Here is a 21,141-nt window from a genome sequence, read left to right as displayed (position 1 = left end):
AAGGAAAACAGCGACGCCGCCCGGGCTCGCACGAATGGCGCGTGGAGTTACCCCATTGATCACGCGGCAAACGCGGTCGCGCGCCGATCGCACGGCGGTGTAAATGGCTGCTGCCGGATCGCGGATTCTTATGCATGATGGGCGAATGGCACCACCCGGCGACCGCCCGCAGACGGAACCCGCGCCCGCGCACGCCATGACGGTTTCGGCCGAGCACCGGGGACGGGACGTCGTGCTCACCGCGACGGGCGAACTGGACATCTCGACGCTGCCCAAGCTCCGCGGGCTGATCCGGCTCGCGCTCGTGGATCAGCCGCGCCTGCTGGTGCTGGATTTGTCGGAACTGCGGTTCATCAGCTCCAGTGGGCTGGGCCTGCTGGCCGGTACGCACCGGGAAGCCGCGCCGGCGGAGTTGCGGGTGGTGGCGGGAACCGAGGTGCGGCGGGTCATGGCGTTCACGGACCTGCTGGAGTTCCTGAACGTCTACAGCACGATGGAGGAGGCGCTCACGGACGCGGGTTGACGCGCACCCAGCGGCGGGCGCCGGACCGCCCGCCCGCGGCGGCCACGCAACGCCGGCAGGGCACGATCCGGTGCGCCGAGGTGTCGGCGAGCCACAGCGTGTCGATCCAGAGCACGTGGGGGAAGCGGCCCAGGCGGGCGCGGTGCAGGGAGAGGCCGCAGAGGGTCTGGTTCGTGCCGGGCAGCCAGGCGTGGGCGTCCGCGCCCGGCTGGCGCACGCCGTCCTCGTCGGTCCAGGTGCTGGAAGCCGCCGTGGCGGGCGGCGCTTTCGTCGCCATCCGCTGGAGCTACCCGCGGTGGGTGCGGATCAACCGCCGCCCGCGCGGACGCCGACGGCGGCGGCACCGGCGCACGTCCTCCGCACCGCCGCCTTGGCTTGCCGCGCGTTCTTCGCCCACCACCGGCGGATCAACCGCCCACCGCGGCCGGCTCAGACGCCGACCACCTCGGGCACCTCCGCCTGCGCCTGCGGCTCCGCGGCCGGCGCGACCTCCGCGTCGAACCGGCTGAACTCGAACCGCACGTCGCTGCGGTCGGGGCCGCACGGGACGGCCGTGATGATCCCCGCGGTGTCCACCGCCGCCAGCTGGGCCAGCAGCCGCGCCAGGCGGTCCGGCGCGCCGGCCACCTCCTGGTCCGTCTGCACCAGCGTGCGGTGCAGGTTGGTCACCCCCCAGCCGTCGGCGCTCCCGCTGCCCGTCGGCACCGGCAGCGCCACCGTCAGCAGCCAGCGGCCCGGCTTGCCGGACAGCGACGGGGTGCGGTGGTTGGAGATCCCGATGACCTGATCGGCCCGGACCAGCCCGTCGCCAGGGGTGCGGATCCAGACGTTCTCCAGCGCCATCCTCAATCCTCCCGTTCGGTCTCCGTGAACTCCATCTGCTCGCCCAGCCTGCGCCGCAGATCCGCGTTCTCGGCACGCGACGCGGCCAGCTCGTCCTCCAGCCGGACGATCCGCTCCGCGGCCGCCAGGGTCATCCCGTCGTCGAACAGCTCGCGGACCCGCGCGGCCAGGCGCAGCTGGCGGCGCGAATAGCGGCGGTGGCCGCCGGACGAGCGGTGCGCCTGGACGACCTCGGCGGCGTCGAGGCTGCGCAGGAACGCGGGCTGCACGTCCAGCGCGTCTGCCGCCTGCCCCATCGTCCAGGCGGGGTAGTCCTCGTCATCCAGCTTGTCTACAGCCACCTGCCGAGTCTATCTGCTTCGATCAATTGACTCAATCTCCAGTCTTGACTATAGATATTCGCGGGAGGTGAGAGCAGGTGTTCCCGAACCCGGGTCTCGACCCGCAGAGCAAACCGGCGCGGGGCCTGCGCCGGTACATCGGACTGGTCGAGGAGGAACTCGGCCTGAGCGGGCACGGCTCTTTCGTGCAACTGGACGCGCCGCTGAGCGCCTACCTCGCGATCGACGGGCACGTGCCCGCGTTCCCGGACCGCGACGTGGCCCTGCTGTGGGACGAGCGCTACGGCTGGTCCCTGGCGGTGGAGGCCCGCTGCGGCGAGGATCTGCTGGTGCTGGCCTACCTGGGCGACCAGGTGGCGCCCGCGCCGCGGGTGGTGGCCGCCTTCGTGCGCCGCGCGCTGGCCGGTGAGGCGGTGGGCACGCCGGAACCGGAGGCGCTCGCGGCGCCCGATCTGCACGACGAGCTGGGCGCGTACGCGCCGGTGGCCGAGGAGCTGCTCGCCGCGGGCTAGGTTCTGTTTCCCAAGCGGCGGAGCCGCTTGCGCCGACGTGGTGAATTGGCGTTCATGAGGAGGCGATCCCACAGCCAGGGGCCGCCTTGACCGAGACCGCCACGCAAGCCACTTCCGAAACACGGGCTAGCTCCGGCATGTGGGACGACCGCCGTCCGCCCGGGGTCCGGTGCCAGAATCGTGATCACGGACCCCGGGAGGACGCGTGTCACGACCGCTGCGGAAGCTGGGCTTCCTCACCATCGGCCTGTTCGAGGAGGCCGACCCGCGCGCCGGCCACGAGAGCACGCTGGACATCATCGAGCTGGGCGAGCAGCTCGGCTTCGACAGCGCCTGGGTGCGGCACCGGCACCTGCAGTTCGGCATCTCCTCGCCGGTCGCGGTCCTCGCGGCCGCCTCGCAGCGCACGCGTCGCATCGAGCTGGGCACCGCGGTCATCCCGATGGGCTGGGAGAACCCGCTCCGCCTCGCCGAGGACCTCGCCACCGTCGACATCCTCTCCGGCGGCCGCCTCAACCCCGGCCTGTCGGTCGGCCCGCCGATGCACTGGGACCAGGTCAAGGACGCGCTCTACCCGGACACCGCGGACGCCGAGGACTTCAGCCACCAGCGCGTCCGCCGCCTCCTGGACGCGGTCCGCGGCGAGCCCGTCACCGGCTTCCGCGGCACCGAGGGCTTCGAGGTCTTCTCCGACCGCGTCCAGCCGCACTCCCCCGGCCTGGGCCGCCGCCTCTGGTACGGCGCGGGCAGCCTCGGCTCGGCGCGCTGGGCGGGCGAGAACGGGATGAACCTGCTGACCAGCAGCGTCGTCAAGGCCGAGGAGTCGGAGGACTTCGCCGAGATCCAGCTCTCCCACATCCGGATCTTCCGCGCCCACCACCCGGACGGCGACCGCGCCCGCGTGTCGCAGGGCCTGGTGGTCATCCCGACCGACTCGGCCACCGCCGAACAGCGCGCGAAGTACGCCGAGTACGCGGCCAAGCGCACGCCGCGGACCACCGCTCCGCAGGGCCGGGCGCGGATGATGTTCGCCCCCGACCTGGTCGGCACGTCCGCCGAGATCGCCGAACGGCTGCACGCGCACGCCGCGTTCCGGGAGGTCGACGAGGTCGCCTTCGCGCTGCCGTTCACCTTCGAGCACGCCGACTACGTGCAGATCCTGACCGACATCGCGACCAAGCTCGGGCCGGAACTCGGCTGGTCCGCGTGACAGGCCTTCACGCGCCGGTGAGCTGAGCCTGCGCGATCCGGCGGAACTCGGCGACGAGACGGCTCCGGTCGTCCGCGCGGGTGGCCAGCACGACGTGGCTCGGTTCGACGTCCTCCAGCGGGACCGTGGTGAGGTCCGCGCGCAGGCCCGTCAGCCCGGCGCCGGCCGGCACGATGGCGATGGCCTCGCCGCCCGCGACCAGCTCGACCTTGTCCTCGACCGCGCCGATCACCGGCCCGTCCGGAGCCGGCCTGCCGCCGGGCCGCGGGTCGACCCGCCAGAACGCGTTCCACTCCGCGTCACCCGGCACGCGCGGCAGCGGTTCGTCGGCGATGTCGTCGAGCCGCACCGACTCCTTGCCCGCCAGGCGGTGGTCGCGCGGCAGCAACACCACCCGCGGCTCGTCGTGGAGGACGGTCACCCGCAGCCCGCCGGTCGGGAACGGCAGCCGCGCCACGGCCGCGTCCACCCGGTGGTCGAGCAGCGCCGCGGGCACCTCGTGGAAGCCCACGTGCCGGGTGCGCACCTCCGCGTCCGGGTGACGGCGCCGCATCTCACGCACGGCCGGCGTGACCAGGATGTTCACGGCGTGCCCGATGGTGATCCGGCCGGGCCGGGCGGCGGCGCGGGTGCGGCCGGCGGCCTGGGCGGCCGAGCGCAGCAGGTCCTTCGCCAGCGGCAGGAAGACCTCGCCTGCCTCGGTGAGCCGGGTGCCGCGCGGGCCGCGGTCCAGCAGGCGGGCGCCCAGCTGCCGTTCGAGGCCGCGGATCTGGCGGCTCAGCGAGGGCTGGGTGACGTGCAGGTCCGCCGCGGCGCGGCCGAAGTGGCCGTGCTCGGCCACGGCCACGAAGTACCGCACCAGTCGCAGGTCCAGGTCGGCGTGCTCGGCCATCGTCCCAAGCTACCTGCGGTGATGCCCGGAACGCATCGCCGGATGCGGAACAGGCGTTGGACCGGCCGGGAGCGGCGGCAGCACGGTGGGAGCAACGGTCACCTGTTCGCAAGGAGTGGTTTTCGTGGAGATCCCATCGCTGGGCCGGGTCGGGGTGTACCTGCCGGTCCCGTTCACCGATCCGCCCGCGCCGCGCGAGCTGCCCGCGGCCGCCGCCCGGCTGGCGGACGCCGGCTACGGCACGATCTGGACCAACGAGTTCCCCGGCAAGGACGCGCTGGTGCAACTGGCCGTGCTGCTGGAGGCCACCGAGCGGGTCGTGTTCGGCACCGGGGTGGCCAACATCTGGACCCGGGACGCGCGGACGGCCGCGGCCGCCGCGGAGTTCCTGCACCGGGCCCACCCCGGGCGGCTCGTGCTCGGGCTGGGCGTCGGCTACCCGCAGCAGGCGGCCGAGACCGGCCGCGAGTACGGCGACCCGCTGACCACGATGCGCGACTACGTGGACCGGATGGGCCCCGCGGAGTACCCGCGCATCCTGGGCGCCAACGGGCCGAAGATGCTGGCGCTGGCCGGGGAGGTCGCCGACGGCGCGATGCCCGCCATGCTGCCGCCCGAGGCGACCGTGCTGGCCCGGCGCGTGCTCGGGCCGGGCAAGCTGCTGGTCGCCGCGCTGGCCGTGATGCCCGGCGCGAGCCGTGCGGAAGCCGTCGCGCGGGTGACGGGCACGCTCGGGCAGCCGTGGTTCGCCCGCGCCGTCGCCCGGGCGGGCTATCCCGCGGACGCCGGCCGGCTGGTGGACGCGGTCGTGGCCTACGGCGAACCGGACGCGATCGCGGTGAAGGTGCGCGAACACCTGACCGCCGGGGCGGACCACGTCGTGCTGCTGCCCCAGTCCGGGAGCGACTTCGCCACCGACGTGGAGGTGCTGGCGCGCCTCGCGCCGGCGGCCGGTCAGCCCGTCTGATCGCGGGCGCACCCGTCGTCCGCCGGGGAGCCGTCGTCGGCGTGGACGGCTTCCCGCACCCGCAGTTTCATCCGCGACCTCGACTCGACGACGGTCTTCACCGCGACCACGTCCCGGCACCGCCGGCACGGCTCCTCCCGCCGCTCGAAGACCACCGCCACGCCGTCGATCGAAACCCGGGCCGCGTGGACACGGCTATCCGTTTCCGGCACGAATTCCATCCGCTTGCGGCAGGAGGCACACTGGTGGGTTCCGGCAAGGAGGTCTGCCGTGGGCAACGGACACGTCACCTTCACCACCACCGATCCGGACGAGGCGCGGGACACGCTCACCCGGCTGTACCTGCCCCTCGAACTGCTGCCGGAGCGGGGCGAACTGGCGATGCGGCTGGACGCGACCGCGCACACCGCGCTCACCATCGGGCTGATCAGCTTCGGGCCGCGGATCCGCGTGCGGAGCCCGCCGAACGCGCACTACCACGTCGTGCTCCCGCTGGCCGGGCGGGCGCGTTACTGCTCGGGCGGTGGGCCGGCGGTAGTCAGCGAGCCCGGCACGGCGACGGTATTCGCGCCCGAGGCGCCTGCGGAGCTGGACTGGGCACCCGCGACCGAGCAGCTGTGCGTGATGCTCGACGGGCGGGAGGTCGAGCGCGAACTGCGGCAGCTGCTCGGCCGCGACCCCGGCCCGCGGCTGACCTTCGCCGCACGGATGGACCTGAGCCGCGGCCCGGCGCGCACCTGGGTCGAGGCGCTCATGCTGCTGACCAGGGCCGCCCGGCAGGACAGCGAGCTGCTAACCCACCCGCTCGCGGCGCGCCGGCTGGAGCAGATCGTGCTCGACGCGCTGCTGACCGGGCAGCCGCACAACTACAGCGACCAGCTGACCACCGGCGCCGCGTCGCCCGGCCGGTCGGCGGTGCGCTGCGCGGTGGACCTGGTGCAGGCGTACCCGGACCGGGAGTGGACCACGGGGCGGCTCGCCGCCGCGGTGTCGGTGTCGGCGCGGGCGCTGACCAACGGGTTCCGCGCCGAGACCGGGATGACGCCGATGGCGTACCTGCAGAACGTGCGGCTGGACCGGGCGCACCAGGACCTGCTGGACACGGACCCGTCCCGGACGACCGTCACGCACGTCGCGGGACGCTGGGGATTCACCCACCTCAGCCGGTTCGCGGCCGCCTACCGCGCCCGGTACGAGGAGCCACCGTCACTCACGCTGCGGCGCCGCACGCGGTGAGTGGCCCTTCGGACGGCGGCCAGGCCGGCGGCTTCCCACTCCGAAGCCACCCGCGCCGGACCGTCGCGATCATCGGCGCCGCTGATGGCGCCCCTCAGCACAAGTGATTTCCCCTTCCGCCGGGCAGCACCGAGACTTCCACGACAGTGGTGCCGGTCAGCGGAGACCGGCACGCGAGTCCCCCGGAGAAGCCCGTGCCGGACCGTGTCCTGCCCTCCTCGCCCGGCCCCGCCGGCGGCAACGCCCCAAGCCCCACCACCGACAAGACCCCACGCCTCACCACCGACAAGGCCGCAGGCCCCACCACCGACAACGCCCCAAACCCCACCACCGACAACGCCCCAAACCCCACCGCCGACAACGCCCCAAGCCCCACCATCGGCAACGCCCCAAGCCCCACCACCGACAACGCCCCAAACCCCACCATCGGCAACGCCCCAAGCCCCACCACCGACAACGCCCCAAACCCCACCACCGACAACGCCCCAAACCCCGCCGCCGGGATCGCCCTCGACCCCGCCACCGGGCGGCCCGCCGGCCGCGCCCAAGCTCTCGTCCTGCTGTTCGCCAGCTGCCTGTCCGTCCTGGGCTCGGTGCTGCTCGCGCCCGTGCTGCCCAGCATCCAGCAGGCGTTCGCCGGCACGCCCGGCGTCGCGGCGCTCACCCCGGTCCTGCTGACCGTGCCCGCGCTCGTCATCGGTCTCACCGCGACCGTCGCCGGGCGGATCGTGGATCGCTTGGGCCGCAAGCGTCTCCTGGTCGGCGCGCTCGTCGTCTACGCGGTCGTCGGCACCGCGCCGCTGTGGCTGGACTCGCTGCACCTCATCCTGGTCAGCCGGATTCTCGTCGGCCTGACCGAGGCCGCGATCATGACCTGCTGCACCACGCTGCTCGCCGACTACTTCGCCGGCCCGCTCCGCAACCGCTACTTCGGGCTGCAGACCGTGTTCACCACCGTGGCCGCGACCGTCTTCCTCGCCGTCGGCGGCCTGCTCGGCGCGCACAGCTGGCGGACCCCGTTCTGGCTGTACGCGGTGAGCCTGCCGTTGGCGTTCCTCGCCGCGCGCCACATCTGGCAGCCCCGGCGGACCACCGCCGCCGCGCTGCCGCCGCTGCCGTGGCGTCGCCTGCTCACGCCGGTCGGGGTCACGCTCATCGGCGGCCTGGTGTTCTACGTGCTGATCGTCGAGCTGTCCTACGTGCTCGACGGGATCGGCGTGAAGTCCAGCAGCACCATCGGTTTCGTGAGCGCGATCGCCTCGCTCGCCACGGCCGTCGCGGCGTGGTCGTTCGCGAAGGTGGCGCGGTTCGGGCCGCGGGTGACCATCCCGGCCGCCTTCGTCCTTTCCGGACTCGGCGTCCTCGGGCTGGGCCTGGCCCAGTCGCTGCCCGTCGCGGTCGCCGGCGCCGTGGTGGCCGGGCTGGGCAACGGTTTGCTGCTGCCCGCGCTGCTCACTTGGGCGCTGGGATCGCTGACGTTCGAGCAGCGCGGCCGTGGCACCGGGGTGTGGACCTCGGCGATGTTCATCGGCCAGTTCGTCTGCCCGCTGGTGGTTCTGGGACTTTCGGGTGTCCTCACCGGACTGTCCTCGGCGCTGCTGGTGGTCGGCGCGGTCGCGGTGCTCGTCGCGGGCGGGACGCGGTTCATCCGCGCGTGACCGCGTCCGCGCCGAGCCGGATCTCCCGGTCCGCGCGGGACACCACGGCCGGGTCGTGGCTGGCGATCAGCACCGCCGCGCCCCGGTCCGCCGCGGCCCGCAGCAGGCCGAGCACGAGATCGGCCCGGCGGTGGTCCTGGTGCGAAGTGGGCTCGTCGGCGATCACCAGCGCCGGGGAGGCGACCAGCGCCCTGGCCACCGCCACCCGCTGCTGCTCGCCGCGGGACACCTCGCCGGGACGCCGCTCGGCGAGGTGCCCCAGCTCCAGCGCCTCCAGCAGCTCCGCGCCACCGGGACCGCCGCGGGCCAGCGCGAGGTTGTCGGCGAGCGTCAGCTCCTCGAACAGGCTGATCGACTGCGGCACGAAACCCAGGTCCTGCCAGGACATCCGCTCCACCGGCAGGTCCGGCAGCGGCGGGTGCGGCACCACCTCGCCGCCGTCCGGGGTCTCCCAGCCGCCGGCGATCATCAGCAGCGTGCTCTTGCCCGACCCGGACGGCCCGGTCAGCACGACCAGCTCCCCCGCCACGAGTTCGACGTCGACGGGCCGCAGCGCCGGCGTGCCGCCGTAGCTCTTGTGCACCCCGCGCAGGCTCAGCACGAGACCTCCCCCAGCCTGCCGTCCACCAGCTCCACCACCCGGTCCGCCACCCGGCTCACCTCCGGATCGTGCGTGGCGAGCAGGATCGCCTGCCCGCGGTCGGCCAGTAGCCGCAACGCTTCCACGACCCGCCCGGCCGAGTCGCGGTCCAGCTGCGCGGTCGGCTCGTCGGCGATCACCACCGCCGGTTCGCCTGCCGCGGCGAAGGCCAGCGCGACCCGCTGCTGCTCGCCACCGGACAGCCGCCGGGGCACGTGTCCGGTGCGGTGCCCCAAACCCAGCACCCCGACCAGCTCGGCGCTCGTGTCCCGGCCACGCAGGCGAGCCGCGAGCGCCAGGTGCTCGGCGACGGTGAGGTAGTCGAGCAGGTTGTCCGCCGGGTCCTGGAACACGTAGCCCACCCGGGTGCGGCGCACCGCCCGGCGAGCCCACGCGGACAACGCGGTGACCTCGGTGCCGTCGATCCACACGCGACCGTCCTCCGGCCGTTCCAGGCAGGCCAGGATCTTCAGCAGCGTCGACTTGCCGGAGCCGGAGGGCCCGACCACCGCCGTGATCGCCCCGCGCGGCACCGTCAGCGCCACGCCGGACAAGGCGTGCACGGTCTCGCCCCGCGTCGGGTAGTCGTACGCGACGCCTTCGCACCACAACGCCCGGTCATCGCGCGTCACGCAGCACCTCCGCCGGCCGGGCGCGGGACACCGCGCGTTGTGCCGCGCCTGCAGCGAGCGCGGTGGTGACGGCCGCCGCGGCCGCCAGCCCGGCGGCCAGCCCCCACGGCGGGCTCAGCAGCGTGCCGGGCAGGGTCGAGGGGTTGACGTCGAAGGCCCTGGCGGTGAGGCCGACCGCCACCACGGCGAGCACGAGTCCCGCGGCGAACCCGGCCAGCAGCAGCCCGCCCACCTCGAAGCACAGCGCGCGCCAGTGATCGGCCGGTGTCACCGACATCCGTCGCAAGAGGACATACGCGCTGCGCCGCGCGCGGGCCTTCGCCGTCAGGTAGAGCAGCAACCCGACCACGATGATGGCCCCGCACAGCAGCGACACCGCCGCGAGGAAGCCGAACGTGTAGGTGATCGGCGAGTACACCCCGGCCGCGGTCACGTTCGCCGCCTCCGCGTAGGTGCGCACCGGCAGCCCGGACGCCTCGGCCAGGATCTCGTCCGGGTCCCCGCGCACCCACAGTTGCGGCCGGGTCACCAGCCCGAGCCCGTCCAGGACGTCCTGGCGCACCACGAGCAGCGGGTTGCCCGACTTCTTGCCCGGCAGCTGCGGAACCGCCACCACGCTCAGCGGCACGCTCCGCCCGCCGATGTCCACTGTGGACATGCCGTGCGCGCGGTTCAGACCGGCCAGCAACGCGACCGGCTCGCCGCGCGCGAGCCGTCCGAGCAGCTCGTCCAGCGACGGGCCGGGCAGCGCGGGGTCCCAGAACGCGGCCCGGCCGAACGTCGCCGGGTCGACACCGAGCACCTCGACCGTGCTGCCTGCGACGCGGGCGTTTCCGTAGGCGGACACCAGGCTCGCCCGGTCCGCGAGCGCGGGCGGCACCGGCGCGCGGGTCTCCAGCGAGAACACCACGTCCGTGCCGACGATCAGCTGGCCCTCCGCGTGCAGGGTGCGGTCCACCGAGCCGGTCACCGACGCCCCGTACACGGCGAGCGCGACCGGCACCGCGGTCGCGCCGGTCAGCACGGCCGCCGCCACCGGCCCGGCCAGCACGCGGCGGCTGGCCAGGAACCAGCCGGGGCGTTGCGGACCACCCCGCGCCCGTGCCCGGGACAGCAGCCACCGCACGGCCCGCGCCGCCGCGATCGCGAGGGCGATCACCAGCAGGATTGGCGCCACCACCAGCCGGGGCGGCACGCGCGCCACGGTGCCGGCCGCTCCGCCCGACCCCGCCTGGACGTCGTCGCCGAGCAGGAACCAGCTCGCCACTGCCGCCGCCAGCGGCAGGAGTTCCCACGGCACCCACCGTGCGCCGCGTGCCCGCACCGGCGGCACGTCGAACAGGTGCGCCGCCCGCCGCGCGGCGACCAGCGCGACCGCGCCGAGCGTCACTCCGAACGCGCCGGCGACCGCCCAGATCGAGCCGTGCACGGCGGCCGGCGTGAACAGGCCGCTCGGCCCCGCCGAGGCGACCAGGGCCCGCGCCGCGAACCAGCCGCCGGCCACCCCGGCGGCGACGACGAGCGCGACTTCGAGCACGGCCTTCCCGGCGAGCGCGGCCGGGCCGACGCCGCGCGCGGACAACACGGTCAGCTCGGCCCGGCGCCGGTCCACCCAGAACCCGCCCGCCGCCCCGGCCACGACGAGCCCGGCGAGCGTGGCGGCCGCGGCGAGGGGCACGACCGTGCCGGTGAGCGCGCGGACGACGAGGTTCGCGCGGTCGGTCATCGCGGGCAGGTTCGAGACGAACTGGACTCGGTCCGGGTACCGGTCCACGGCCTGGTTGGTGTCGTCGCGCAGCCGTTGCAGGCCGTCCAGGACGGGCACGGCGTTCGCGGTGGTGAGGCCGTCCGCGTCGAGCGGCAGTTCGATCGTGGTGCCGATCTGGACTCCGCTGCCTCCCGCCGCGCCGAGGAAGTCCTCCCGCGACAGGAGCGCGAGCGGGTAGATCGGGGTCTCGCCGAGCGGTTTGCCGCGGTACAGCTCGGCGAGGCTGCACCAGTACGGCTGGTCGGGGTCGGACCGCAGGTCCCGGTACACCGCCGCGACGGGGAGCGTGACGGTGCGGCCGGCCGTGGTGACCGGGACGCGGTCACCGGCGCGGATCCCCTTCTCCGCGGCGAACCCGTCGGGCAGCCAGACGCCGGGGCCGCTGCCGCCGTCGAGGACGCGCACATGGTCGGCGAACCCGGTGCGGGCGACCAGGTTCACCTTGTTGCGGCCCAGCTCGCCCTGCTGCAAGAGAGTGGTCACGGGTGCGGACAGCCGTGGCACGCGGCCGCCTTCGGTGGTGAGTGCCCGCTCGCGCGCGTCGAGGAGTGCCGGATTGTCCAGGCGCAGGGCCGAACTCACGTGCGCGCCAGTGTAGGCCGGGCAGGCGTCGGCGACCTGGCTCTGCAGGGCGGCGTTGCCCGCGGCGGACAGGAACAACGCGGCGGCGGCCGCGGGCAGCGCGACGAGGAACGCCGCAGCCGCCACGGCCACCGCGACGGACGGCCGGCGCAGCAGCATCCACGGCGCGCGCGACCACGGCGACGGCAACCCCCAGTGGTTCACCAGCGCAGTCTCGCACGGCGGGCGGGCCTGGTCGATCAAGTATTCTGGCGCGGGTGCGTGTCGAGATCGTCGCGCTCGTCGTGTCGCCGGTCCACGCCTACGAGGGCCGCCCGGCCGACGGGCCCCGCCCCGAGCCGGGTGCGGTGGCGCGCGAGTCGGTGACCGTGCGCGCCGGGCTGGGGCTGGTCGGGGACAGGTACTTCAACCACCCGGCGCATCGCGAGGCGGCGGTGACCGTGTTCGCGGCCGAGGCGCTCGACGCCCTCGGCTTGACGTCGCCCGATCCGGTGCGGGCCCGGCGGAACATCGTGTTGCGTGGCTTCGAAGTCGACACGCTCGCCCGCACGCGGACGACGCCCGGAGCGATGTTCAGCCTCGACAGCGGCGCGGGTCCCGTGCGGTTCCAGGCACACCGCCCCGCGCACCCGTGTGCGTGGATGGACGTCGCGTTCGCGCCCGGCGCTTTCCGCGGTTTGCGCGGCCACGGCGGGGTCCGGTGCGTCCCCTTGGACGACGGCGTTCTTCGGGTGGGTGCGGCCGAACTGCTGATTTTGACGGAGCGACCGGAATCGGCGTGATGGGTGAGGACGGGCTGTCCGTGTAGTGCTGCACGTCGCACGTTGCACGTCGCCTGAGCCGTCGCACACCCGTTGTATACAACGTGCATGGCGCGCGCGGCACCGCCCACGGCAGCGGCGCTTCAGGCCGCTCCGCGCGCCCCGGAACCTCCGCGCCACGCGCCCGCTCGGCAGCACCCGCCCCCCGGCACCGCCCCACCGGGCCGCGATACACAGCGCCCACATGCGCGCCCTCCTTGCGGCGACTCGCAGCGGCAGTCCACGGGCCGTAGCCCTCCGGCGACACCACCCACCCGACGACGGCGCAGCACCAAGCCGCGAATCGTGGCACCCCACCTCGGACCGAGCTCTCAGCGCCCGCTCTGCGAGCCACGGAACCTCCGCACCACGGCGCCCGATCGGCGGCGCGCTCCGCGCCGCAGCCCACCGCGCCCCGATACGCAACGCCCACCCGCGCGCCCTACGCCCCGCCTTGCGACAACTCACAGCGCCCGCCCACGGGCCGTAGCACCACCCACCCGGCGGCACCACCCACCCGGCGGGCACCACCCATCCGGCGGCACCACCCACCCGGCCGCGACACGCGCCACCCACCTGCCCGTGCGATCCCGACGTCGCGGCGCCAGCCCCCGGACCGGCACCACCCACCCGGCTGCCCAGCGCCGGCCGCAGATCGTGGCACCGCCCGCCTCACACCGGCTCGCATCGCCCCGTTCCGCGCCGCGGCACCACCCACCCGGCCGCGCATGACATCAATCTGCGGGCGGCAGCTTGCAGCGCCCTGCCCGCCGGCTCTGGCCTCCCACCTGCCACCTCCGCCTGGGCGGCGGCACCTTCCCGCCCCCGCTGGTGCCACTACACACCGCAGGCAAACCCCACCCGCCGGTCATCCAGCTCCCGGGCGGCACTTGCGCCATCCCTCGTGGACCGGGCACTTCCGGCACACCGAGCGGTCACACAGGCGGCACAGCTCGGCCAGGGTCTGCTCGCTGCGGGCCTCCGGGCCGAGCAGCGCCTCGGCCACCGCGGCGAGCTGCGCGCGTTGCTCGCCGGACAGGCGCTCCACCAGGCGGTCGAGCACGGCCTGCCGCGCAGCCAGCGCATCCGCCGCCCGGCGTTCGCCCTCCGGGGTGAGCCCCAGCGGGCGCCTGCGACCTTCGCTCTCGCGCGTGATCCAGCCTTGCTCGGTCAGCCGCCGGACCAGGTGCGCCGTGCCGGGCTGGGAGATGTGCAGGACCCCCGCGAGCCAGTCCGCCGTCCGGCCCGGCTGGTCCTTGATGGCGATCAGCGCCTCCCCCAGCGCTCCACCGGCGCCGACAGCCTCGGTGACCGCGTCCCGCACCGCGCCGGCCACCAGCAGCGACATCGCGCCGAGCAGGTTTGCGCTCCGCTGTTCCGGCTCATTCATAAGTTATGAATGTACGCGCCCTGGTTCTGATCGGCTGCCTGAACCTCGCCCAGCTGCCCATCGCGATGCGGCCGCTGCTGGTGACGCTGACCGGCGTCGAGGCCACCGGCAGCTTCACCGCCGCGGGCCTGGCGGGCGCGGCGGCGGCCATCGGCACCGCGGTCGCCGCTCCCCTGTGGGCTCGCGCGCTGCCGGTCTCGGGCGACCGGCGGGTCCTCGTGCTGTCCGGCGCGTTGTTCACCGCATCCCAGCTCGCGCTCGCCGGCACCCACGGGCCGGCCCTGTTCACCGGGCTCGCCGCGGCCTCGGGACTGGCCACCCCGCCGGTGTCGGCGAGCCTGCGCGCCATGCTCCCCCGCCTCGCGAGACCGCAGCTGACCAGGGCGTACGCGGTCAACTCGGTCGCGCTGGAAACGATTTACATCGGCGGGCCGCTGTGGGTGAGCGGCTGGGCGGCACTGGCCGGGCCGACGGCGGCGCTGTCCGTCACGACGCTGGCCGGCGTCGCGGGGCTGGTCGTCGGGGTCGTGCTGGTGCCCGTGTTCGAGCGTGCCCGGCCGCGGCGCGGTGGTCTGTTGAGCGACCCCGCCGTGCACTCGCTCGGCGCGGCCTACCTCGCCTACTGGGTGTGCATGGGGTCGATGTGGGTGCTGGTGCCGGCATTCGCCGAGCACGAGGGTGCCGCCGGGCAGTCGGGGTTGCTGGTCGCGGTGTGGTCGGCGGGCAGCCTCGCGGGCGGGGTGGCGCTGGCGGCCCGGCCGCCGCGTAGTGCTCAGCGGAACACCTACACCGCGCTGCTGGGTGCTCTCGCTCTGACGTCGCTCCCGCTGGCGTTGCCGGGCAGTGTCGGGGTGATGGCCGTCGTGATCGCCGTGTTCGGGCTGGCGCTGGCGCCGTGGCTCGCGGTGCACGACCAGCTCGTGGCGGGCGTCGGCGAGGACCGCAGCGGCGAGCTGTACGGCTGGCTGACCACGCTGGGCCAGATCGGCAGCGCGGCGGGCTCCGCGCTGGCCGGGCCGGTCGGCGACCGCTACGGCGGCGGCCCGGCGTTCCTCCTGGTCAGCGGGGCGCTGGTGATCGCGCTGGCGGTGGCCGCGACGAGGCGGCGCACCCTGCCGGACGTGGGCGCCTTGCGGTGAGCGGGAGCTGACGGAGGCGCCGCGCGAAGTCGCCCGGGCCGCCGCCGAGCGGGCCCGAGCCACGGGACGGCACGCGCCCAGCACCCCCGGGCACAGCCGAAACCCTGGCTACAGGGGTGGTCCAGCCGAGCACTCGGCGCGGGCGGCGCGAGCCGGGCGGGCGGCGCGAGCGGGGCCGGCGGCGCGAGCGGCGCGGGCGGCGCAGCAGGCGCGGGCCGGGCGGCGCGGCAGGCGCGGCAGGCTCGGGCGGGCCCGGCGGCGCGAGCCGGACCGGCGGCGCGAGCGGCGCGAACGGCGCGAGCGAGGCGGGCGGCTCGGGAGGCGCCAGCCGAGCAGGCAGCGCCACCGAGCAGGCAGCGCCACCGAGCAGGCAGCGCCACCGAGCAGGCAGCGCCACCGAGCAGGCAGCGCCAGCCGGGCAGGCAGCGCCAGCCGGGCAGGCAGCGCCAGCCGGGCAGGCGGCGCGAGCCGAGCAGGCGCGGCGCGGCAGGCGCGCGGAGCGTCAGACCTTCCGGCCGACCCCGGCCCACACCACCGAGTCGTTGGGCTCGTCGAACTCGATCTGGGGCGCGTTTTCGCCGTTCTCCTCCGGGTGCCAGAGCGGCGTCCAGGTCGCGCCGGGCTCCACCATCTCCAGGTCGCCGAACAGCGCTTCGATCTCCCGGCGCGGCCGCCAGATCACCGGCGTCGCCGTGGCGTCGTACATCTTGCCGAACTCGGCCATCTCCTTGGCGCGGCTCTCCGGCACCCCGTCGGCCGTGCCGTGCGACAGCACCAGGTACGAGCCGGGCGCGAGCAGCTCCCGGTAGCGCGCCACCGCTGCCGGGCCGATGTCCGTGCCGTCCGGGCCGGGCTGGGTGACGTGCAGGACCGCGATCAGCATCAGCGCGACCGGCTGCGAGAAGTCGACGACGCCCTTGTCGGCGATCTTGTTCCACAGCAGGTCCGGGTCGCGCAGGTCGGCCTGGATCACCGCGTGCCGCTCGAGGTCGCCCTCCTTCTCCAGCAGCATCTGCGAGTGCGCGACGGCCACCGGCTCGTTGTCGATGTAGACCACGCGCGTGGTGGTGTCCAGCTCGTCGGCGACCTGGTGCGTGCTGCCCATCGTGGGCACGCCCGAACCGATGTCGATGAACTGCCGGACGCCCTGCTTGACCAGGTACCGCACGGCCCGGTGCAGGAACAGCCGGTTCGACTTCGCCGCGGGGCGCACGAACGGGAACCGCTCCAGCGCCTTCTCCGCGAACACGCGGTCGACCGCGTAGTTGGCCTTGCCACCGAGGTAGTAGTCGTACACCCGGGCCACGTTCGGGTGGTCCAGGTCGACGCCTTCCATCGGGAACTGCTCGAACCGGGACTTCGCCATTCCTGCCTGCTTTCCGCCTGCGGAGATCAACGGGGATAGCGCGAATACTAGCGGTCGCCGCGAAGGCCCGGCGGGGAACCGCCCATCCCAACCGATGCGCGCCGATTCCGCAGGTCGCGCCCGCCGCGGGACTCCCCCGTTCAGGTGGTCCCACTGCGCCGTCTCCCCGCAGGCGCTGCGCCCGGCGCACTCCACCGCGAGCAGGGCGCGGCGGGGCCGTCAGCGGCCCCCGACTGATATGGAAAGCGCTTTCCAGGAGGACCCGCGCGAGCGCGGGCCATCTGTCCAGTTTGGACAGATGGTTGCCCGTGGACCGAACTCCGCCGTACGTGCCCGGCGACCATGGACCATTCGGCGGACAGGACCCCGCTGTCCGGCACCGCGTTGTCAGCTGCCGAGGAAGGCGTCCAGTTCGTCGAGGAATTCCGGCCACGCGGGCTCGTGCTCGGTGAGGATGTGGTTGCGGCTGTCCAGGAAGCACAGCCTGCTGTCCGGGATCAGCGCGGCCAGCTCCTGCGCCTGCGCCTTCGGCACCCGCAGGTCGCCGCGCGAGTGCAGGATCAGCGTCGGGCAGCGCACGGACGGCGCGATCGCGGACACGTCGATGTGGGCGAAGACGTCCAGGAAGCGCACCACGTTGTCGTTGGAGGTGGTGGCGCGCTGCAGGTCGTTGAAGGCGTCCCACAGCTCGCGGCTCGCGTCCGGGAGGAACTGGCTCGCGAACACCTGGCGGAACGTCGGGTCGTCGTGCCGCCAGCCGATCCGGCCGAGGACGAGGTCGAGTTCGGCCTCCTCCTTCTCCTCCGGGGTGGCGGCGCGGGCGAACCGGCCGCGGCTGTAGGCGCCGGCGAGCACGAGCCGGGACACGCGCTCCGGGTGCCGCACGGCGTAGGCGATCGCGACCGCGCCGCCCTGCGAGATGCCCAGCAGCGGGAACCGGTCCAGCCCCACCCCGTCGACGACCAGCTCCAGGTCGTCGACCCAGTCGTCGAACCGGAACTCGCCGATGTCCCAGTCGGACAGGCCGCAGCCGCGCTCGTCGTAGCGCACCAGGGTGTGCCGCCGGGCGAGGCCGTCGAGCCAGTGCGCCCAGATCGGGCTCGTCCACTCCAGGTCGAGGTGGGTCAGCCAGTTGGCCGCTTTGACCAGCGGCGGCCCGCACCCGGACACGGCGTAGGCCACGCGGACGCCGTCCGGCGAGCGGCAGTAGCGGATCTGCTGCGGGGCGCGGGTGCGCGGCGGGACGCCGCCGTTCTCCCGGACGTCGGCGACGAAGCGGTAGCCGACGCCGTGCACGGTCGCGACGATGCGCTGCCGCTCGCCGCTGTCGCCGATCGCGCGGCGCAGCGCCTTGACCCGGCTGGTGAGGGCGGACTCGCTGACGTGCCGGTAGCCCCACACGGAGTCGAGCAGCTCGGTCTTGCCGACCACGCGGTCGCGGTGCCGGATCAGGTGCGTCAGCAGGGCGAACACCTGCGGCTCGACGTGGACCGGCTCCCCGCCGCGGCGCAGCTCGAACCGCTGGGGGTCGACCTCGCAGTCCTCGAACTCGTACACCACGGCCCCCTCGCCACGGAATCTCCACATCATCCCCACGATTCCGCCAAGTCACCAGACCCCCTGACGGGTCACCCTGAACCGGACACATCCGGCAGGAGGACGCCATGACCACCACCGAGACCCCGTACCTGCTCGGCAACGAGCCCGACGAGCTGCGCCGCCTGGAGGAGCAGGCCGCCGCGCTGGCGCCCGCGACCAGGGCGATCCTGGCGCTGGCCGGCATCGAGCCTGGCATGCGCGTGCTGGACCTGGGGACCGGCGCGGGGGACGTGGCCTTCGAGCTGTCCAGGGTGGTCGGGCCGTCCGGGTCCGTCGTCGGCATCGACCAGTCGTCGAAGGCGCTGCGCTGGGCGGCGAGCCGGTGCGAGGCGCAGGGGCTGCGCAACGTCTCGTTCGTGCACGACGACCTGCACGAGATGCGGCTGACCGGCCAGGTGGACGCCGTGGTCGGGCGGCTGGTGCTCCTGTACACGCCGGATCCGGCCGCGGTGCTGCGGAAGTTCGCCGGGTACGTGCGGCCGGGCGGCGTCGTGGTGTCGATGGAGTATGAGATGAGCGTCGCCGGGCTGCTGCCGGCCACGCCGCTGAGCGAGCGGGTGACGCACTGGATCATGGCGGCGTTCGCCCGGTCCGGCCTCGACCCGAGCCTCGGCGCGCGGCTGGGCGCGGTGTTCGCGGACGCGGGCCTGAGCGGCGCGACGGTGCTGGGGCTGCAGGCGTACCGGCCGCCGGGTGACCCGACCGGCAGCCGGATGGCGGCGGGCATCATCCGGACCCTGCTGCCCGTGCTGACGCGCACCGGGCTGGCCACGCCGGAGGAGGTCGGCATCGACACGCTCGGGCAGCGCTTCTTCGACGACCACGTGAACAGCGGGGCGACCTTCCGGCCGCCGACGCTGGTCGGGGCCTGGGCGCGGGTCGCGGGACGCTGACCGCCCGGGGCGACGGCCGCCGGGGGTGCCGGGTGCTGGGGGCAGCACCCGGCGCCCCTGGCGGCCGGCACATGTCGAGAAGCGGGCGAGGTGCCTCGACGTTCCGGGTGACAATGGCACCGCACCCGAGGAGGACGTCATGCCGGCACTGGACAAGGAGTTCGAGGCGACCCTGCTGAAGAGCGAGGCGAAGGGCGGCTGGACCTACGTCGTGATGCCCGGGTCCGCCGAGTACTTCGGCACGCGCGGGCTGGTGAAGATCCGCGGCACCATCGACGGCCACCCGTTCCGCAGCTCGTTCATGGCGCTGGGCGACGGCACGCACAAGCTGCCGGTGAAGGCCGACGTCCGCCGCGCGATCGGCAAGGACGCCGGCGACACCGTGCGGATCCGCCTCACCGAGCGGCTCGGCTGACCGGTTTGACGGCCCGCACGATCGCCGAGTGCATGCCGTCGGCGACCGGGTGGCTAGGCGTCACCTCGATGCCGGTGAAGCCGGCTGCGGCGAGGCCGGCCCGGTACTCGGCGAAGGTGAGCGCTCCGGCGATGCACTCCGTGTAGGAGCCGCGTTCCGCGCGCTCGGCGGGCGTCAGGTGGTCCTCGGCGACGACGTCGCTGATGCCGATCCGCCCGCCGGGGCGCAGCACGCGGAACACCTCCGCGAACACCGCGGGTTTGTCGACGGACAGGTTGACCACGCAGTTGGAGATGACGACGTCGACGCTGTCCGCGGGCAGCGGGACGGACTCGATGTGCCCCTTCCGGAACTCGACGTTGGCCGCGCCGGCGCGCTCCGCGTTGGCGGTGGCCAGCGCGAGCATCTCGTCGGTCATGTCGAGCCCGATCACCCGGCCGGACGGCCCGACCCGGCGGGCGGACAGCAGCACGTCGATCCCGCCGCCGGACCCCAGGTCCAGCACCGTCTCGCCGGCGTGGAGGTCGGCCACGGCGAGGGGGTTGCCGCAGCCGAGGCTCGCCAGGACCGCGTCCGCCGGGAGCGTGGCCCGGTCGGCGTCGTCGTACCCGCAGCCGCAGGATTCGCCGCAGCGTCCCCCGGTCACCGAAAGCGCTGCCGCGGCGTAGCGCTCCCGAACCTGTTCCCGCACGTCCTCGCGCATGCCGCCACGCTACCTCGATGGATGTCGAATTAGAAGGTTGTCGAATCAGGGCTGGCGAGAATCCGTCGGAACGTGGCACTCCAGCCACTACTGCGCGGGGGCGCGGGGACCTAGTTTCGGGTGCCATGATCGTCATCGCGCTGCTCATCGGCGCCGCCTACGTCGTGGTCAACTCCTTCATCCCGGAGGCGCACCGCCGCCCGTTCAACGCGGTGTTCGTCGCCGGCGCCGGCGCCGCCTACCTGAGCGGGGGCGGGCTCGGGATCTGGGAGTTCGCCTTCACCGCGGCCGCCACCTACGTCGCCTACCGCGGCCTGGAGTCGTGGACGTTCATCGGCATTGCCTGGCTGATGCACACCGCGTGGGACGTGGTGCACCACCTGCGCGGGGAGCCGATCGTGCCGTTCGCGGAGCACTCGTCGCTCGGGTGCGCGATCTGCGACCCGGTGATCGCGATCTGGTGCTTCGCCGGCGGCCGCCCGGTGCTCAGCGTGCTCCGGAACCGGCTGGTGCGGTCCTGACCCGGTGCTTCGTGTCCTTCCGGCGGGTCTGCACGAGCGCCATCAACGCGCAGCCGAAGAGCCAGGCCCCGTACGAGCCGAGCGGGACGCTCGCGTTGCGGGGCAAGGAATGCAGCACGAGTTCGGTGAGCACGATGACGAACGAGACGACGCAGCCCAGCGTGAGGCAGGTGATGGACGCCGGGCTGCGGGCGAGCAGCAGCCCGGCGCCGGCGAGCGACAGGGTCATGCCCGCGCCGTACAGGAGGGCCATGAGCGCCAGGGGGATCGGGTTGTCCGCCGCGGGGAGGAGCACCACCGCCGCGGCGAACCGCAGCAGGCACAGAAAGCCCGCGCCGAAGCCGAACACGACCGCGAAGACGGTCGAGACCCTGCTCGCGCCGTACGGTTTCGCCGCCACCGATACCTCCCTCTGGCCGGGGATCCGACGGTAGGTGGTGGGGTGGCGTCGTGGGTGGGCGCTGGCAGGAAGCGGTCAGGGGCGGTGGGTCGGGCGCCGCGCGGCCTTGCG

24 protein-coding genes are annotated in these 21,141 nt (G+C 74.1%); 11 read left to right on the top strand and 13 right to left on the bottom strand.

Features of this window, described 5'->3' with window-relative positions:
• Nucleotides 1-145: 145 nt before the first annotated feature.
• Nucleotides 146-523: an STAS domain-containing protein gene (locus ABZ215_RS13060; protein ID WP_354949626.1), complete on the top strand. Its 378-nt coding sequence runs from the start codon at nt 146-148 to the stop codon at nt 521-523.
• Here the strand turns inward: ABZ215_RS13060 and ABZ215_RS13055 are convergent.
• The 3 genes from ABZ215_RS13055 to ABZ215_RS13045 form a co-directional block, all read right to left on the bottom strand.
• Nucleotides 507-800, bottom strand: a complete 294-nt coding sequence (locus ABZ215_RS13055) for a hypothetical protein (protein ID WP_020423414.1) — start codon at nt 798-800, stop codon at nt 507-509. The genes ABZ215_RS13060 and ABZ215_RS13055 overlap by 17 nt on opposite strands.
• A 152-nt stretch (nt 801-952) precedes the next feature.
• Nucleotides 953-1,366, bottom strand: a complete 414-nt coding sequence (locus tag ABZ215_RS13050; RefSeq protein ID WP_354949625.1) for a hypothetical protein — start codon at nt 1,364-1,366, stop codon at nt 953-955.
• A 2-nt stretch (nt 1,367-1,368) separates the two neighbouring features.
• Nucleotides 1,369-1,662, bottom strand: coding sequence for a MerR family transcriptional regulator (locus ABZ215_RS13045; protein WP_354949660.1), 294 nt, complete (start codon nt 1,660-1,662; stop codon nt 1,369-1,371).
• A gap of 122 nt (nt 1,663-1,784) precedes the next feature.
• On the opposite strand from ABZ215_RS13045, the gene ABZ215_RS13040 reads away from it, so the two are divergent.
• Both ABZ215_RS13040 and ABZ215_RS13035 read left to right on the top strand, forming a co-directional pair.
• Nucleotides 1,785-2,219 (top strand): DUF6292 family protein, encoded by a 435-nt coding sequence (locus ABZ215_RS13040; RefSeq protein WP_354949624.1) that lies wholly within the window; start codon nt 1,785-1,787, stop codon nt 2,217-2,219.
• A 205-nt stretch (nt 2,220-2,424) separates the two neighbouring features.
• Entirely contained in the window at nt 2,425-3,429 is a 1,005-nt protein-coding gene (locus tag ABZ215_RS13035) for an LLM class flavin-dependent oxidoreductase (RefSeq protein ID WP_354949623.1), read from the top strand.
• Nucleotides 3,430-3,436: 7 nt separating this feature from the next.
• Here ABZ215_RS13035 and ABZ215_RS13030 read toward each other — a convergent pair whose 3' ends face one another.
• The gene (locus tag ABZ215_RS13030; RefSeq protein ID WP_354949622.1) at nt 3,437-4,321 is read right to left on the bottom strand and encodes a LysR family transcriptional regulator; all 885 of its coding nucleotides are present in this window, start codon (nt 4,319-4,321) and stop codon (nt 3,437-3,439) included.
• A gap of 124 nt (nt 4,322-4,445) precedes the next feature.
• On the opposite strand from ABZ215_RS13030, the gene ABZ215_RS13025 reads away from it, so the two are divergent.
• Nucleotides 4,446-5,288, top strand: a complete 843-nt coding sequence (locus ABZ215_RS13025; RefSeq protein WP_354949621.1) for an LLM class flavin-dependent oxidoreductase — start codon at nt 4,446-4,448, stop codon at nt 5,286-5,288.
• Here the strand turns inward: ABZ215_RS13025 and ABZ215_RS13020 are convergent.
• Entirely contained in the window at nt 5,276-5,449 is a 174-nt protein-coding gene (locus ABZ215_RS13020; protein WP_354712875.1) for a hypothetical protein, read from the bottom strand. The genes ABZ215_RS13025 and ABZ215_RS13020 overlap by 13 nt on opposite strands.
• Nucleotides 5,450-5,558: 109 nt before the next feature.
• Here ABZ215_RS13020 and ABZ215_RS13015 point away from each other — a divergent pair, with 109 nt between their 5' ends.
• Both ABZ215_RS13015 and ABZ215_RS13010 read left to right on the top strand, forming a co-directional pair.
• The gene (locus ABZ215_RS13015) at nt 5,559-6,524 is read left to right on the top strand and encodes an AraC family transcriptional regulator (protein ID WP_354949620.1); all 966 of its coding nucleotides are present in this window, start codon (nt 5,559-5,561) and stop codon (nt 6,522-6,524) included.
• A 194-nt stretch (nt 6,525-6,718) separates the two neighbouring features.
• Nucleotides 6,719-8,182 carry an MFS transporter gene (locus tag ABZ215_RS13010; protein ID WP_354949619.1) on the top strand — a complete coding sequence of 488 codons (1,464 nt, stop codon included), beginning with the start codon at nt 6,719-6,721 and terminating at the stop codon, nt 8,180-8,182.
• On the opposite strand, the gene ABZ215_RS13005 is transcribed toward ABZ215_RS13010, so the two are convergent.
• From ABZ215_RS13005 to ABZ215_RS12995, 3 genes are read right to left on the bottom strand one after another with little or no spacing between them, the layout of a single operon-like run.
• Nucleotides 8,169-8,783: an ABC transporter ATP-binding protein gene (locus tag ABZ215_RS13005; RefSeq protein WP_020423425.1), complete on the bottom strand. Its 615-nt coding sequence runs from the start codon at nt 8,781-8,783 to the stop codon at nt 8,169-8,171. The two genes, ABZ215_RS13010 and ABZ215_RS13005, sit on opposite strands and share 14 nt — an antisense overlap.
• Nucleotides 8,777-9,454, bottom strand: a complete 678-nt coding sequence (locus ABZ215_RS13000; protein ID WP_354949618.1) for an ABC transporter ATP-binding protein — start codon at nt 9,452-9,454, stop codon at nt 8,777-8,779. Before ABZ215_RS13000 ends, ABZ215_RS13005 begins: the two co-directional genes overlap by 7 nt.
• A complete protein-coding gene (locus ABZ215_RS12995) occupies nt 9,441-12,008 on the bottom strand; it encodes an ABC transporter permease (RefSeq protein WP_354949617.1) in 2,568 nt (855 codons plus the stop codon). The genes ABZ215_RS13000 and ABZ215_RS12995 overlap by 14 nt, the downstream gene beginning before the upstream one ends.
• Before the next feature lie 53 nt (nt 12,009-12,061).
• Between ABZ215_RS12995 and ABZ215_RS12990 the strand changes: the two genes are divergently transcribed.
• Nucleotides 12,062-12,586 carry a molybdenum cofactor biosysynthesis protein gene (locus ABZ215_RS12990; protein WP_354949616.1) on the top strand — a complete coding sequence of 175 codons (525 nt, stop codon included), beginning with the start codon at nt 12,062-12,064 and terminating at the stop codon, nt 12,584-12,586.
• Nucleotides 12,587-13,472: 886 nt separating this feature from the next.
• Here ABZ215_RS12990 and ABZ215_RS12985 read toward each other — a convergent pair.
• Nucleotides 13,473-13,994 carry a MarR family winged helix-turn-helix transcriptional regulator gene (locus tag ABZ215_RS12985; RefSeq protein WP_354949615.1) on the bottom strand — a complete coding sequence of 174 codons (522 nt, stop codon included), beginning with the start codon at nt 13,992-13,994 and terminating at the stop codon, nt 13,473-13,475.
• A 5-nt stretch (nt 13,995-13,999) separates the two neighbouring features.
• Between ABZ215_RS12985 and ABZ215_RS12980 the strand changes: the two genes are divergently transcribed.
• Nucleotides 14,000-15,133: an MFS transporter gene (locus tag ABZ215_RS12980; protein ID WP_354949614.1), complete on the top strand. Its 1,134-nt coding sequence runs from the start codon at nt 14,000-14,002 to the stop codon at nt 15,131-15,133.
• Between the two features lie 502 nt (nt 15,134-15,635).
• Here ABZ215_RS12980 and ABZ215_RS12975 read toward each other — a convergent pair.
• Both ABZ215_RS12975 and ABZ215_RS12970 read right to left on the bottom strand, forming a co-directional pair.
• Nucleotides 15,636-16,499 carry an SAM-dependent methyltransferase gene (locus tag ABZ215_RS12975; RefSeq protein ID WP_354949613.1) on the bottom strand — a complete coding sequence of 288 codons (864 nt, stop codon included), beginning with the start codon at nt 16,497-16,499 and terminating at the stop codon, nt 15,636-15,638.
• A 387-nt stretch (nt 16,500-16,886) separates the two neighbouring features.
• On the bottom strand, nt 16,887-18,089 hold the full coding sequence (locus ABZ215_RS12970) for an alpha/beta fold hydrolase (protein WP_354949612.1): 1,203 nt from the start codon (nt 18,087-18,089) through the stop codon (nt 16,887-16,889).
• A gap of 74 nt (nt 18,090-18,163) precedes the next feature.
• Between ABZ215_RS12970 and ABZ215_RS12965 the strand changes: the two genes are divergently transcribed.
• Together ABZ215_RS12965 and ABZ215_RS12960 are read left to right on the top strand one after the other, a co-directional pair.
• Complete coding sequence (locus tag ABZ215_RS12965; RefSeq protein WP_354949611.1) at nt 18,164-18,991, top strand: class I SAM-dependent methyltransferase; 828 nt, start codon at nt 18,164-18,166, stop codon at nt 18,989-18,991.
• Nucleotides 18,992-19,130: 139 nt separating this feature from the next.
• The gene (locus ABZ215_RS12960; RefSeq protein WP_017983372.1) at nt 19,131-19,406 is read left to right on the top strand and encodes a DUF1905 domain-containing protein; all 276 of its coding nucleotides are present in this window, start codon (nt 19,131-19,133) and stop codon (nt 19,404-19,406) included.
• Here ABZ215_RS12960 and arsM read toward each other — a convergent pair.
• On the bottom strand, nt 19,387-20,109 hold the full coding sequence (gene arsM, locus ABZ215_RS12955) for an arsenite methyltransferase (RefSeq protein ID WP_354949610.1): 723 nt from the start codon (nt 20,107-20,109) through the stop codon (nt 19,387-19,389). The two genes, ABZ215_RS12960 and arsM, sit on opposite strands and share 20 nt — an antisense overlap.
• Nucleotides 20,110-20,234: 125 nt before the next feature.
• On the opposite strand from arsM, the gene ABZ215_RS12950 reads away from it, so the two are divergent.
• Nucleotides 20,235-20,630 (top strand): DUF6010 family protein, encoded by a 396-nt coding sequence (locus ABZ215_RS12950; protein ID WP_354949609.1) that lies wholly within the window; start codon nt 20,235-20,237, stop codon nt 20,628-20,630.
• Here the strand turns inward: ABZ215_RS12950 and ABZ215_RS12945 are convergent.
• A complete protein-coding gene (locus tag ABZ215_RS12945; RefSeq protein WP_020423504.1) occupies nt 20,596-21,030 on the bottom strand; it encodes a hypothetical protein in 435 nt (144 codons plus the stop codon). The genes ABZ215_RS12950 and ABZ215_RS12945 overlap by 35 nt on opposite strands.
• Nucleotides 21,031-21,141 lie beyond the last annotated feature (111 nt).

Source organism: Amycolatopsis sp. NPDC006131 (genome assembly GCF_040614175.1).
In the GTDB taxonomy this organism is placed as follows: domain Bacteria; phylum Actinomycetota; class Actinomycetes; order Mycobacteriales; family Pseudonocardiaceae; genus Amycolatopsis_E; species Amycolatopsis_E tucumanensis.
This window is presented reverse-complemented; position numbering and strand designations above follow the sequence as displayed.

What these genes read in the sequence shown, in the direction of transcription:
- ABZ215_RS13060 (WP_354949626.1), top strand. Translation starts at nt 146, where the DNA reads ATGGCACCACCCGGCGACCGCCCGCAGACGGAACCCGCGCCCGCGCAC.
- ABZ215_RS13055 (WP_020423414.1), bottom strand. Translation starts at nt 800, where the DNA reads ATGGCGACGAAAGCGCCGCCCGCCACGGCGGCTTCCAGCACCTGGACC.
- ABZ215_RS13050 (WP_354949625.1), bottom strand. Translation starts at nt 1,366, where the DNA reads ATGGCGCTGGAGAACGTCTGGATCCGCACCCCTGGCGACGGGCTGGTC.
- ABZ215_RS13045 (WP_354949660.1), bottom strand. Translation starts at nt 1,662, where the DNA reads ATGGGGCAGGCGGCAGACGCGCTGGACGTGCAGCCCGCGTTCCTGCGC.
- ABZ215_RS13030 (WP_354949622.1), bottom strand. Translation starts at nt 4,321, where the DNA reads ATGGCCGAGCACGCCGACCTGGACCTGCGACTGGTGCGGTACTTCGTG.
- ABZ215_RS12985 (WP_354949615.1), bottom strand. Translation starts at nt 13,994, where the DNA reads ATGAATGAGCCGGAACAGCGGAGCGCAAACCTGCTCGGCGCGATGTCG.
- ABZ215_RS12980 (WP_354949614.1), top strand. Translation starts at nt 14,000, where the DNA reads ATGAATGTACGCGCCCTGGTTCTGATCGGCTGCCTGAACCTCGCCCAG.
- ABZ215_RS12975 (WP_354949613.1), bottom strand. Translation starts at nt 16,499, where the DNA reads ATGGCGAAGTCCCGGTTCGAGCAGTTCCCGATGGAAGGCGTCGACCTG.
- ABZ215_RS12970 (WP_354949612.1), bottom strand. Translation starts at nt 18,089, where the DNA reads ATGATGTGGAGATTCCGTGGCGAGGGGGCCGTGGTGTACGAGTTCGAG.
- ABZ215_RS12965 (WP_354949611.1), top strand. Translation starts at nt 18,164, where the DNA reads ATGACCACCACCGAGACCCCGTACCTGCTCGGCAACGAGCCCGACGAG.
- ABZ215_RS12960 (WP_017983372.1), top strand. Translation starts at nt 19,131, where the DNA reads ATGCCGGCACTGGACAAGGAGTTCGAGGCGACCCTGCTGAAGAGCGAG.
- arsM (WP_354949610.1), bottom strand. Translation starts at nt 20,109, where the DNA reads ATGCGCGAGGACGTGCGGGAACAGGTTCGGGAGCGCTACGCCGCGGCA.
- ABZ215_RS12950 (WP_354949609.1), top strand. Translation starts at nt 20,235, where the DNA reads ATGATCGTCATCGCGCTGCTCATCGGCGCCGCCTACGTCGTGGTCAAC.